Source organism: Pelagerythrobacter marinus (assembly GCF_034375205.1).
Classification (GTDB): Bacteria; Pseudomonadota; Alphaproteobacteria; order Sphingomonadales; family Sphingomonadaceae; genus Pelagerythrobacter; species Pelagerythrobacter marinus.
On the sequence record NZ_CP139719.1, the window covers coordinates 3,033,980 to 3,047,094 of the forward strand.

At 69.4% G+C, this 13,115-nt stretch carries 9 protein-coding genes; 7 read left to right on the forward strand and 2 right to left on the reverse strand.

Features of this window, described 5'->3' with window-relative positions; genetic code table 11:
- Positions 1-23: 23 nt before the first annotated feature.
- From T8T98_RS14815 to T8T98_RS14825, 3 genes are all read left to right on the forward strand, one after another.
- On the forward strand, positions 24-554 hold the full coding sequence (locus tag T8T98_RS14815) for a hypothetical protein (RefSeq protein WP_251104645.1): 531 nt from the start codon (positions 24-26) through the stop codon (positions 552-554).
- 78 nt (positions 555-632) lie between these two features.
- A complete protein-coding gene (gene dcd / locus T8T98_RS14820) occupies positions 633-1,187 on the forward strand; it encodes a dCTP deaminase (protein WP_160733549.1) in 555 nt (184 codons plus the stop codon).
- A gap of 66 nt (positions 1,188-1,253) precedes the next feature.
- Positions 1,254-2,432, forward strand: coding sequence for a saccharopine dehydrogenase family protein (locus T8T98_RS14825; protein ID WP_251104644.1), 1,179 nt, complete (start codon positions 1,254-1,256; stop codon positions 2,430-2,432).
- Between the two features lie 57 nt (positions 2,433-2,489).
- On the opposite strand, the gene T8T98_RS14830 is transcribed toward T8T98_RS14825, so the two are convergent.
- Positions 2,490-4,682, reverse strand: coding sequence for a TonB-dependent receptor (locus tag T8T98_RS14830; protein ID WP_322295754.1), 2,193 nt, complete (start codon positions 4,680-4,682; stop codon positions 2,490-2,492).
- A 555-nt stretch (positions 4,683-5,237) separates the two neighbouring features.
- On the opposite strand from T8T98_RS14830, the gene T8T98_RS14835 reads away from it, so the two are divergent.
- Both T8T98_RS14835 and T8T98_RS14840 read left to right on the forward strand, forming a co-directional pair.
- On the forward strand, positions 5,238-7,874 hold the full coding sequence (locus T8T98_RS14835; protein WP_251104642.1) for a TonB-dependent receptor: 2,637 nt from the start codon (positions 5,238-5,240) through the stop codon (positions 7,872-7,874).
- A 77-nt stretch (positions 7,875-7,951) separates the two neighbouring features.
- Entirely contained in the window at positions 7,952-9,949 is a 1,998-nt protein-coding gene (locus T8T98_RS14840; RefSeq protein ID WP_251104641.1) for a tetratricopeptide repeat-containing sulfotransferase family protein, read from the forward strand.
- Here the strand turns inward: T8T98_RS14840 and T8T98_RS14845 are convergent.
- Positions 9,946-11,157: a M20 metallopeptidase family protein gene (locus T8T98_RS14845; protein WP_251104640.1), complete on the reverse strand. Its 1,212-nt coding sequence runs from the start codon at positions 11,155-11,157 to the stop codon at positions 9,946-9,948. The genes T8T98_RS14840 and T8T98_RS14845 overlap by 4 nt on opposite strands.
- An 83-nt stretch (positions 11,158-11,240) precedes the next feature.
- Between T8T98_RS14845 and T8T98_RS14850 the strand changes: the two genes are divergently transcribed.
- Both T8T98_RS14850 and T8T98_RS14855 read left to right on the forward strand, forming a co-directional pair.
- Complete coding sequence (locus T8T98_RS14850; RefSeq protein ID WP_251104639.1) at positions 11,241-12,215, forward strand: acylglycerol kinase family protein; 975 nt, start codon at positions 11,241-11,243, stop codon at positions 12,213-12,215.
- Entirely contained in the window at positions 12,212-13,111 is a 900-nt protein-coding gene (locus tag T8T98_RS14855; protein WP_251104638.1) for a hypothetical protein, read from the forward strand. The genes T8T98_RS14850 and T8T98_RS14855 overlap by 4 nt, the downstream gene beginning before the upstream one ends.
- Positions 13,112-13,115: the final 4 nt, after the last annotated feature.

Below are 13,115 nucleotides of genomic sequence, written 5' to 3' on the forward strand. Positions count from 1 at the left end.
GCGATTTGCTAGTCAGGCGGGCAATGGGCCGCTTCCTCGCAATGCTTCTCGCGCTCGTCGCGCTGGCCTGGTCGGCCGGCGCGGCGGCCGAGGTGCGGATGAGCTTCCACAGCTTCAACGGCTCGGTCCTGTTCGGCCGCTATCCCCATGCCTTCATCGTGCTCGAAGGGACGCTGGAGGAAACCGGCGCCCCGGTGCAGGAAAACTACGGCTTCACGGCGAAGACGATCTCCACCCGCATTCTGAGCGGCCCGGTCGAACACGCGATCATGACCGAGGAAGAGAAATACCTGCGCAAGACCAACCGCCATTTCACCGTCACCCTCACCGACGCGCAGTACTGGCGCGTGCGCGCCGAAGTGGCGAAATGGCGCGATGCGCCGGGCAAGTACTACGACCTCGACCGGCGCAACTGCATCCATTTCGTCGGCGCGATGGCCCGGATCGCCGGGCTGAAGGTCGAATACCCCAAGGACATGCTGCGCCGCCCGAAGAAGTGGCTGAACCATGTGACCCGGCTCAACCCGCAGCTGGGTGCGCGCCCGATCGACTGACGCGCGGGGCGGCCGGCGGAAGGGGATAACGCCGGCGCGCGGCTTGCCCTGTCCGCGAGGCTGGGGAATGACCGGGCCATGGCGATTCTTTCCGACCGGTGGATCCGCACCCAGGCGCAGGAGAAAGGCATGATCGAGCCTTTCGTCGAGGCGCAGCGGCGCGAGGGATGCATTTCCTACGGCCTTTCCAGCTACGGCTACGACGCGCGCGTGGCGGACGAGTTCAAGATCTTCACCAATGTCGACAGCGCGGTGGTCGATCCGAAGGACTTCGCCGCCAATTCCTTCGTCGACCGCAAGACCGACGTCTGCGTGATCCCGCCCAATTCCTTCGCCCTGGCGCGCACGGTCGAATATTTCCGCGTACCCGAAGACGTGCTGGTGATCTGCCTGGGCAAGAGCACTTATGCGCGCTGCGGGATCATCGTGAACGTCACCCCGCTCGAGCCGGGGTGGGAAGGGCACGTCACGCTCGAATTCTCGAACACGACCCCGCTGCCGGCCCGGATCTACGCCAACGAGGGGGCATGCCAGTTCCTGTTCCTGCAGGGCAACGAGCGGTGCGAGACGAGCTATCGCGACCGCGCGGGCAAGTACATGGGGCAGCGCGGGGTAACCCTGCCCCGGCTGTGACCGCGCGCCGGTTGTAAGGCGGCGCGCGCTGTTCCATTCTCCCGCCCGCAAGGGAGAATCGCTTTGATGGCAAACCGTGAATTCGACATCGTGGTCTATGGCGCGACCGGCTATACCGGGCGCCTGGTGGCCGAGCATTTCGTGCGCGAATACGGCGACCGGCAGGATGGGCCGAAGTGGGCGATGGCCGGCCGCAGCCTGACCAAGCTGCAGGACGTGCGCGACGCGATCGGCGCGCCGGCGGAAACGCCACTGGTCGTGGCCGACGCCGACGACACCGCCGCGCTGGAGGCCATGTGCCGCCGCACGCGCGTTGTCCTGACGACTGTCGGCCCGTACCAGCTCTACGGCGACGCGCTGGTCGCGGCCTGCGTCGCGACCGGGACCGACTATGCCGACTTGTGCGGGGAACCGGGCTGGATGCGCGAGCAGATCGACCGGCACCACGCGGCGGCGAAGGAAAGCGGGGCGCGCATCTGCTTTTCGAGCGGTTTCGATTCGATCCCCTTCGACCTGGGCGTGCTGATGCTGCAGAAAGAGGCGCAGCGGCGCTTCGGCGCGCCCGCCCCGCGCGTGCGCGGCCGGGTCCGCTCGATGCAGGGCACGTTCTCCGGCGGGACCGCCGCCAGCCTGGGCGCGACGATGAAGGCCGTGGCGAAGAATCCGAAGCTGATCCCGATCCTGCAGAGCCCCTTCGGCCTGACCCCGGGTTTCGAGGGGCCCGAACAGCCCGGCGGCATGGTCCCGCGTTACGAGGAAGACCTGGGCAAGTGGGCGGCGCCGTTCATCATGGCCACGATCAACGTCAAGAACGTCCACCGGACCAATTTCCTCGGCGGTTTCCCCTACGGCGAGGATTTCCGTTACGACGAGATGATGCTGACCAGCCCCGGCGAAGCGGGCAAGGCGGCGGCCGACGCGGTAACCGAGATGCTCAAGAACCCCTTCGGCGCCAAGCCGCCCAAGCCCGGCGAGGGGCCGAGCAAGGCCGAGCGCGAGGCGGGTTCCTACGACCTGCTGTTCGTCGGCGAGATGCCGGGCGGCGAGCGCCTGCATTACGCGGTGAAGGGCCGTTACGATCCCGGCTACGGATCGACCAGCCGGATGCTGGGCGAAACCGGCATGGCCCTGCTGTCGTGCGAGGCGCCCGGCGGTGTCGGCACGCCGGGGCACTTCCTGGGCGAGGCCCTGGTCGCGCGGCTGGAGGAACGCGCCGAGCTGCGCTTCGCCCCCGAAGAGGGGTGAGGCGCCCCCCGGTCGGCCGCCCGTCCCGCTGCGGGAACGGGCGGCCGGGGAGGAAAATCAGAAGCTCGTGCGCAGGCCGATCTTGAAGTTGCGCTCGGCGAGCGGGACGAAATCCTTGGTGAAGCTCGCATGGCGGCGCCCCTCGGCGTCGAACAGGTTGTTCGCCTGGAGCAGGACGGTCACGTTGTCGTTGCCGCGCAGCGGCTTCCACGCGATCGAGGCGTTGACGAAAGTGAACGCATCGGTCGCGCTTTCGAACGGCGCGACACGGTCCTGCCCGTCGAACCACTGCACTTCCACCCGCGCATCGACCGGCCCGGTCTGCGCCTCGAGCGCGCCGAGCAGGCGCAGCGGGGGAATGCGCGGCAGCGGGGTGCCGTCGTCCAGCTCCGCGCGGACGTAGTCGCCGCGCAGGTCCGCCATCAGGGTGAAGCCGTCGGCCTGGTAGAGCGGATAGGTGACCTGGCCTTCGACCCCGAAATAGCGGGCATCGCCCTGCAGGTACTGGAACACCGGCAGTTCGTCTTCCTCCTCCCCGGTTTCGGCGAGGTAGATGTAGTCGTCGAACCAGTTGCGATAGACCGCGAGGCCGACCGTCCCGTCGCCCAGCGCGCCGCGGACGAAGGCTTCCAGCCCCCAGGCGCCCTCGACCTCCAGGTCGCGGTCGCCGATCTCGTAGGCCTGGGTCGCGATATGGGGGCCGTCGGACAGCAGCTCTTCCGCGCTCGGCGCGCGTTCGGCGCGGCTGCCGGTCACGCCGAAGCGCAGCCCGCCGGCCGTCTCGTAGACCAGGCCCAGCGCGCCCGAGAAAGTGTCGAACGAACGGTCGAACCCGGCGACCTGCGATTCGACGTCGGTCGCCTCGTAACGTGCGGCGAGCTCGACCTGGAACGGGTCGAAATCGATTTCCTGCAGGGTGAACACGGCCACCTGGTCGGTGTGGTTCTTCGGCACGTAGGCTTCCGCGCCATAGGCGTCGAAATCGCGGTAATAGTACTGGATGCCGGTCGAACCGCCCCAGTTGCCGCGGCGGTTCTGCTCCAGCTCGGCGCGCGCCTCGATCCCCTTGACCTCGAACACGGTGCCGACTTCGTCGCCCTCGAACTCGGTGTGGGTATAGTCGCTGAAGCCGACCCGGGTGTTGAGCGCGGCGAGGAACCCGTCGCCCAGTGCCAGGCGGCCGCGCAAGTCGGCGCGGTACTGGCGCAGGGCGATCGTCACGTCCTCGTGGCCGTGCTCCTCCTCGCCCTCGTGATCCTCGTGATCGTCGTGGTCGTCGTCGTGTTCATGATCGTGGTCGTGATCATGGTCGTCGTCGTGGTCTTCCTCGCCGTGGTGATGGCTCGTGCCGGGGCGCAGCGGGACGCCGTAAGTGGTGTCGTAGATCCCGAACGAGGCGCCCAGGTTGCTGTCGCCTTCGAAGAACGCGAAGCCGGCGTTGGCGCTCCAGGTCTCGGTCCCGCTGCCGGGCAGCGTGCCGCGGTGATTGGCCGCCTCGCGCAGTTCCTCGGCCTCTTCCAGGTGGCCTTCTTCCTCTTCCTCCGCCGCGTCGGCGAGGAGATCGGCGCGCAGTTCCGGCACGACGACGTAGCCCGGGATCTCCAGGTCGCCGGTCTTGCGATAGGCGCCGTCGACGTGGACCACGAAGCGCTCGCCCAGCGGCACGTCGAGCGAGGCCCCGCCCTCGCGCAGGTCGGAAGCGGTATCGACCCCGGCCAGCGCGTCGAGATGGAACGGCTCGTTCAGCCGGCGCAGCGGGATGCGCTTGTCGATCACGTTGACCGCGCCGCCGATCGCCTGGCTGCCGTAGAGCAGGACCGCGGGGCCGCGCAGAACCTCGATCCGCTCGGCCGTCAGCGGGTCGATCGCGGTCGCGTGGTCGGCCGAGGTGTTCGAGGCGTCGATCGCGCCGATCCCGTCGATCAGGACCTTGACCCGCTCGCCCGAGAAGCCGCGCAGGACGGGGCGCGAGGCGCCGGGCGCGAAACCGGTTGCCGAAACGCCCGGGACCTTGACCAGGACTTCGCCGATCTGCCCGTCGAGGTTGCGCTGCAGTTCCGCGCTCTCGACCACCGTGGTCCCGGCCAGCACGTCGAGCTGTTCGAGCCCGGTCGCGGTGACCACGATCTCGCCCGTCGGGGCGATCCGGCGATCGTGAAAATCGTCGGTTTCCGGAGCGGCAGGGGCCGCGCCCGGGTCCGAAGAGCGATCCTGGGCCCGGGCATCCTGGGCATGGGCGGGTGCCGCCACTGCACAAAGGGCAAGGGCGACGGGAAGGGCGAGCGAGCGATTCGCGATAGCATGACGATACAACATATCGACGGCCTAATAGCGATTCGCCGGGCCATGTCCAGCCGCGCGATCCGCTGGCCGAGAGGCTTCGACCAGGCCTCCCGCGAGGCAAGACGAACGCCTTGTCACGACATTGTCATGAACAATATTGGGCGATTTCAACTTTCCTATTCTGTTCGTTGTTCCTGCGACAACTTCGGACGATATCAAGTATCTTCAATATAATGCCCCAACGCGTTTTGACTTTTGGTTCCCGGCGCGCACCACGGCCAGCTTGAACAGTCGCCTGTTGCGATTATGCAACGCGCCGTGATCCTTTTGGCACCCTGCGTCGCCCGGTCGGTGGTGGCCACCCCTTTGCTTTGCTAGCGGGCCCCCGGCGACCGGCCCGTGGACAATCGGGCCGCCCGGCTACTCGTGCATTTCTTTTCACGACCGCGCCGCTGGCCGATGCATCCCCCCGCATCGGTTCGCCCCGAGACCGACCAAAGAACAACGACGCAGGAAAGAACCATGCTCACATTCCGCAGCAGCGGCAGCCTCGGCGCACTCGCCGCAGCCCTCGCCGCCAGCCCCGCCATCGCGCAGGACGCGGCGCCCGCCGACGCCCAGCAGGGCGGCCTGAAGGAAATCATCGTCACCGCGACCAAGAACAGCGAGAGCATGCAGGACGTGCCGATCGCGCTCCAGGCGATGGACAGCGAAGGGCTGGAACAGCTCAGCATCGACACGTTCGACGATTACCTGGAACAGCTGCCCAACGTGACCGCGGGCGGCAGCGGGCCGTCGCAGAGCACGATCTATATCCGCGGCCTCGCCTCGACCACGCCCAACCTCACCACCGCGGGCGTCGCCGGGCTCGCGCCCAACGTCGCGCTCTATCTCGACGAGCAGCCGCTGGCCCAGCCGGGCCGCAACCTCGACGTCTATGCCGCCGACCTCGAGCGGATCGAGGTGCTCGCCGGGCCGCAGGGCACGCTGTTCGGCGCCAGCTCGCAGGCCGGCGTCGTGCGCCTGATCACCAACAAGCCCGATCTCACCGGCTTCTACGGCTCGGGCAAGGCCGGGGTCTCGTTCACCAAGGGCGGCGAAACGAGCTACAACGCCGAAGTCATGCTTAACGTCCCGGTCACCGACCGGCTGGCGCTGCGCGGGGTGGCCTACCTCGACGACCAGGGCGGCTATATCGACAATGTCCACGGCACGCGCTCGATGCGCGAAAGCGCGCGCTATCGCCCGGCGGGCACGGTGCGCGACAACGGCGTCGTGGTCAGCGACAAGCGCGCCGGCTTCCAGTCCGACCCCGCCTCGCTTGCCTATATCGACAGCGAAGTGACCTTTCAGGAAGCCGACAACGCGCGGCTGGTGGAAGACAACTTCAACGACACGCAATACGCCGGCTTCCGCGTCAGCGCGCTCTACGAGTTCTCGCCCGACTGGCGCCTGACGGTCGCGCACAGCCGGCAGAGCCTCGAATCCGACGGCGTGTTCTTCGCCGATCCGGAGCTGGACCTCGACGAGCTCGATATCCAGCGCTTCTCCGACGACCGGCTGGAAGACGATTTCTCGAACACGAGCTGGACGCTGGAAGGCCGCCTGGCCGCGCTCGACGTCGTCTATACCGGTGCCTATACCGATCGCGAGACGCAGCAGGCGGTCGGCTATTCCGACTATCTCTTCGTCGGCCAGTACATCCCCTATTACATGTGCGACACGGCGGTTTCCTATCCCGGCAGCGTCGCCCAGGCACCGGCCGACCCGACCTGCTACGCGCCGAACCTCTCGGTCACCTCGGATACCGACACGAGCGTGTTCACGCAGGAACTGCGGATCAACACGCCGCAGCAGGAACGCATCCGCGCGACGGTCGGCGGGTTCTATTCGAACCTCGTGCTGAAGGAACGCAACGACTACTACTACGCGTCGGAGCTGGTGCGCGGTTCGGACGGGGAAACGCGCGGCTTCTCGCCCATCTACCCGTTCACCAATACCGAGGTGACGGGCATCGTCGGCAACGCCGCGCCCGGGTACTACAGCGATCCGGGCCCCCTGCCCGAGAACGTCGGTTTCCGTAACGACGTGAAGCGGACCGACAAGCAGTTCGGCCTGTTCGGCGAAGTCTCGTTCGACATCGTGCCCGACCTGCTGACGGTGACCGGCGGCGCGCGCTATTACGATATCGAGGTCGATATCGAGGGCGCGGCGACCTCCGCCTTCTGCAAGCTCAACGCGCCGATCTTCGGCGCCAATGCCGGCGTCCCGGTCGAGGACCAGGTTAACATCCCCGGCTGCGGCGGCACGAACCTGTCGGACAAGTACGGGCCCGACAACCCCTACGGCAATCCCGACAAGGCGAAGACCGACGGGACGATCTTCAAGGGCACCGTCACGCTGACACCGACGCGCGACCTGCTGTTCTACGCCACCTATTCGGAAGGTTTCCGGCCCGGCCTGCTCAACCGCCCGGGCGGCGCGCAGGGCCCCGGCGACTACGTCGTGCCCTTCGCGCTCGATACCGACGAGGTGCAGAACTACGAGATCGGCTGGAAGACCGAGCTGTTCGACCGCCAGCTGCGGCTGAACGGCAGCGCCTTCTTCGTCGACGTGAGCCGCCTGCAGACGACGATCTTCGACCCGTCGATCACCAACCTGTTCTTCTCCGACAACGCGGCGAACGCGGAAATCAAGGGGATCGAGGGCGACTTCGTCTACCAGCCCTACGGCGTGCCGGGTCTGACCGTGGCCGGGGCCTTCTCGGTCCTCGACACCGAGATCACCGAGGTCCTGACCCCGACCGAAGACGTCGTGGAAGGCGGGCCGCTGGCCTATGCGCCCGAGTTCCAGGGCAACCTGCGGGTGCGCTACGAATGGGCCCTGTCGGACGAGCTCGACGCCTACGTCATGCCGCAGGTGGTCCATTCCTCCTCGAAGTACACCGACATCATCGAGATCAACAAGCTCAAGCTCGATGGCTACACCACCTTCAGCCTCTCGGCCGGGGTGGAGAAGGACCGCTGGTCGTTCGAGGTCTTCGGCGAGAACCTGACCGACGAACGGGCCCAGGTCGCCGGCAGCTTCAACTTCGACCGCGCGCGGGTGACGGTGAACCGTCCGCTGACCGTCGGCCTGCGCGTCTCGGTCGACTACTGACGCGCCGGCCGGACGGCGGCCCCGGGGGCAGGCGGCAGCGCTTGTCCCCGGGGCCCGCCTTCTGGCAGGGAGCCGGGATGACCGGGGCCGGAAACGATCGCGCGGCGCAGCTGGAACAGGCGCAGGACGCCTTGCGCGCCGGCCGTCATGCGCAGGCCGTCGCGCTGGCCGAAGGCCTGCTGGCGGCCGACGCCGACGATACCGAGGCGCTCTACGTCGCGGCGGTCGGCGCCCGCTACCGGAAGGACTACGCGCAGGCGGAAGATTTCCTCCGCCGGCTTCACGCCGCCTCGCCCGAATATGGCCGCGCCTGGCAGGAAAGCGGCCACCTCGCACGCGTACGCGGCGATGCGGCGGCGGCGCTCGACGCCTATGTCCGCGCCACGCGCCACAATCCCGCGCTCGCGGCGAGCTGGCGCGCCCAGGGCGAGATCCTGGCCGCGCAGGGCCAGCCGGCCGCGGCCCGGGCGGCCCTGGCCCAGGCGCAGCGGATCGCCGACCTCCCGCGCGAGCTGGTCGCCGTTACCAACCACCTCCACGAAGGGCGCCTGGCGCGGGCAGAGGAAATCTGCCGCCACTACCTGCGGCGCCACCCGCGCGACGTCGAGGGGATGCGGCTCCTGGCCGAGATCGGCAAGCGGCTGGGCATTCTCGACGACGCGGAGTTCCTGCTCGAAAGCGCACTCGCCTTCGCGCCCGACAACGTGCAGGTACGGCTCGACTACATCGACGCACTGCGCCGCCGCCAGCGCTTCGCCAGGGCGCGCGAGCAGGCCGAGGCGCTTTATCGCAGCGATCCCGGCAATGTCCTGTTCCAGTCGCACCTCGCGATCGAATCGATGCAGACCGGCGATTACGATCGCGCCTTCGAGCTGTTCGATGCCGTCCTGGCGAAAGTGCCCGGCGATCCGGCGACGCTGACGAGCAAGGGGCACGCGCTGAAGACGATGGGCCGGCAGGACGATGCGATCGAGGCCTATCGCGCCGCCTTCGCCGCCCGCCCGGACCACGGCGATGCCTATTACGCCCTCGCCAACCTCAAGACCTATCGCTTCACCGGGGGCGAGATCGCCGCCATGCACGCCGCGCTCGCGCGGCCCGGGCTCGCCTTCATGGACCGGGTCCACATCTGCTTCGCGCTCGGCAAGGCGCACGAGGACCGCGGCGAATATGCCGACAGCTTCCGTTTCTACGAACAGGGCAACGCGCTCAAGCGCCGCCAGACGCGCTACGATGCCGACCGGATGACGGCCGAGCTGCGCGCCCAGGCCGAACATTGCACCCCCGCCCTGTTCGAACGGCACCGCGGGGCCGGGCACGATGCGTGCGACCCGATCTTCATCCTCGGCCTGCCGCGCGCGGGATCGACCCTGCTCGAACAGATCCTGGCCAGCCACAGCCAGGTGGACGGGACGCTGGAACTGCCCGACATCCTGGCTCTGGCCCACCGGCTGCGCGGGCGCCAGCCGGGCGCGTCCCGCTACCCGCAGGTCCTCCACGAGCTGACGGCCGAACAGCTCGCGCAGATGGGCCGCGACTATATCGTCAACACCCGGATTCACCGGCAGGGCGCGCCGTTCTTCATCGACAAGATGCCCAACAATTTCCGCCACATCGGACTGATCCACCTGATCCTGCCCAATGCGAAGATCATCGACGCCCGCCGCGCGCCGATGGATTGCTGCTTCTCGGGCTTTCGCCAGCTTTTCGCCGAAGGGCAGGAGTTCACTTACGGCCTTCGCGAGATCGGACGCTACTACGCCGATTACGTCGCGCTGATGGACCACTGGGACAGCGTCCTGCCGGGCAAGGTCCTGCGCGTGCAGCACGAGGACGTGCTCGACGACCTGGAGGGGCAGGTCCGCCGGATGCTCTATTTCCTCGGCCTGCCGTTCGAGCCGGCCTGTCTCGATTTCCACAAGACGCGGCGCGCGGTACGCACGGCCAGTTCGGAACAGGTGCGCCGGCCGATCAACCGGGCCGGCCAGGGCGCGTGGGTCCCGTTCGATCCCTGGCTCGGCGAGCTGCGCGACGCCCTCGGGCCGCTGGCGGCCCCCGCGCGCGAGGCCGGCTAGGCGAAGCCGCGTTCGAGGAAGCGCAGCGCGCAGCCGGCCAGCATCGCGGTGCCGTGGGGCAGGGCGCTTTCATCGACCGTCATGCGCGGGCTGTGGATGCCGCAGCACTGGCGCCAGTCCTCGCCCTCGTGCGCGACGCCGAGGAAGAACATCGCGCCGGGGACTTTCTCGATCACGTAGGCGAAATCCTCCGCCCCCATGATCGGCGCGGGCAGTTCGCGCCAGGCGCCGTCGCCGAACGCCTCGGCCGCGACCGCCCTGCCGGTCGCGACCGCGCGCTCGTCGCACACGGTGACCGGGAAGCCTTCGGTGATCGTCACGTCGGCGGCGACCCCGTGGGCGGCGGCCACGCCGCTGGCGACGCCCTCCATCGCCGCGTGCACCGCGGCGCGGTTCTTCGCCGAGAGCGTGCGGATCGTGCCGCGCAGGCGCGCGCTGTCGGGGATGATGTTGTGCGCGGTTCCGGCATCGAGCCGCGTCACGGTGACGACGACCGCGTCGGCGGCGTCGAAGCGGCGCGTTACCATCGCCTGCAAGGCGGTGACGATCGCGCAGGCGGCAGGCACCGGGTCGCGCGTCTCGTGCGGCAGGGAGGCATGGCCGCCCTGGCCCTTCACCACGATATCGAACTGGTCGGCCGCCGCCATCAGCGGCCCGGCCCGCCCGGCGAAGACGCCGTGCGGCGCATTGGGCATGACGTGCAGCGCGAAGGCGGCATCGGGCAGCGGGCCGAACCGGTCGCCGCCCAGCAACCCGTCTTCGAGCATGAAGCGCGCGCCGTGGAACCCCTCCTCCCCCGGCTGGAACATGAACAGGATCTCGCCCGCGAAGTCCCCGCGCCGGGCGGCGAGGAGTTCGGCCGCGCCGGCCAGCATCGCGGTGTGCGTGTCGTGGCCGCAGGCGTGCATCCGCCCCGGGATGGTCGAGGCGAAGTCCAGGCCGGTTTCTTCGGCCATCGGCAGGGCGTCCATGTCCCCGCGCAGGAGAACGCGCCGCCCCGCCCGCTCGCCGCGCAGCACCGCGACCTGGCCGGTGGTCGAGCTGCCTTCGCGCCAATCGAGCGGCAGGTGCGCCAGCGCCTCGCGCACCTTGGCCATCGTCAGCGGGGTGTGCAGGCCCAGTTCCGGCTCCGCATGGATCGCGCGGCGCAGGGCAACGATGCGATCGGAGAGCGAACGGGCGGAATCGAGCAGGTCGGGGTGCAGCATGGCGCCAGGATAGGCGAGCGGCCCACGCTCATGAAGCGAAAAGACCTGTATTCCACCCGCCCCGAGCGGCTAAGGGCTGCCGGATGACCCCCGCCGACGCCAGCCCGCCCGCGACCGAGACCCCCTCGGTCGGGGTGATCTACAATCCGCGCAGCCACCGCAATCGCGGGCAGGACCTGAACCTGGGGGTGCGCGCGAACATCTTCGTCGCCCAGCCGGCCGACATTGCCAGCCTGCGCGAGGCCCTGGCCCGCTTCGCCGCGCGCGGGATCGATTACCTGGTGATCAACGGCGGCGACGGCACGGTGCGCGACGTCCTGACCGCGGGCGTGCCGGTGTTCGGCCGGGCCTGGCCCGATCTCGCCGTCCTGCCCAAGGGCAAGACCAACGCGCTCAATGTCGATCTCGGCGCGCCGCCGGGCTGGACGATCGGCGAGGCGATCGCCGCCTGGCCGCGCGCGCGGCGGATCGCGCGGCGGCCGCTGCTGGTCGAACCGCTCGACCGCGAAGGCGCCCCGATGCTCGGCTTCATCTTCGGCGCCGGGGCCTATACCCTGGGCATTCGCGCGGGGCAGGATGCCCATCGCCTGGGCGCGTTCGACAGCCTCGCGGTCGGCGTCACCGCCGCCTGGGGCATGTTGCAGGCGCTGCTGGGGACCGATCGCAACGCCTGGCGGCGCGGCGTGGACATGGCGATTGCGCTCGGGCCCGAACGGCAGCCGATGCCGCGCACCGCGGTCGGCGACCCGGCCCGGCGGCATTTCATGCTCGCTTCCACGCTCGAGCGTTTTCCCGCGGGCCTGAAGGTCTTCGGCGAACTGGTCGAGGGGCTGAAGCTGCTCGTGGTCGATCATCCCCGCCGGCGCCTGCTGCTGTCGATGCCGGCGGCGCTGACCGGGCGCGGGCCGGCGCGGCTCGAGCAGTGGGGCCTCCACCGCCTGGGCGCCGACCCGGTCGAGATCGCCGTGGCGGACGAGATCATCCTCGACGGGGAAGCCTTCCCGGCCGGGCGCTATCGCCTGTCCTCGGGCCCCGAACTGCGGTTCCTCGTGCCGTGAGCTTCCGCCTGCACCAGCGGATCGATCGCCAGCTCGATGCCCCGGTCCATCCCGCGGTCGGCGCCTTCGCGGCGCGCCTGGCGCGGGAAGCGGGGGCCTGTGCCGCGCTGTTCTACGGCTCCAACCTGCGGACCGGGGAACTGGAGGGGGTGCTCGATTTCTACCTCCTCCTGCCGGGCGACCAGCAGGAGCGGATCTGGCCGCGCGTCAGCTACCGCGAGTGGGAGCACGAGGGGCGGACGCTGCGCGCCAAGGTCGCGCGCATGGCGCTGTCGACTTTCGCCCGCGCCGCGCGCGGCGACAGCCGCGACACGACGATCTGGGCACGCTTCGTCCAGCCGAGCGCGCTGGTCTGGATCGCCGAGGATCGCCTGCGCGCGCCAGTGGCCGAGGCCGTGGCCGACGCGGCGCAGACGGCCGCGCGGCTGGCGGCGGCGCTGGGGCCGGAAAGCGGGACCGCGGCCGATTTCTGGCGCGCGCTGTTCCGGGCGACCTACCGGGCGGAGTTCCGCGTGGAAAAGCCGGGGCGCGAGGATTCGATCCTGGCCGTCAACGCCGCCCATTTCGACGGCCTGCTGCCGCTGGCGTGGGAAGCGCAGGGGATCGATTTCGCCCGCGAGGGGAAGCGCCTGGCCCCCCGGCTCGACCCCGCGCGCCGGCGCGAGGTGCTGCGCTGGTGGGCGCGGCGGCGGCGCCTGGGCAAGCCGCTCAACCTGGTCCGCCTGCTGAAGGCGAGCACGACGTTCGACGGCGCGGCACGCTATGCCGCGTGGAAGATCGAGCGCCATACCGGGGTCGCCGTGGCGCTGACGCCCTGGCGCGAACGGCACCCGGTACTGGCCGCGCCGGGCGTCCTGCTGCGGGTGTGGCGCGAGCGGCGCCGCCAGTCCCGCTAGCCGC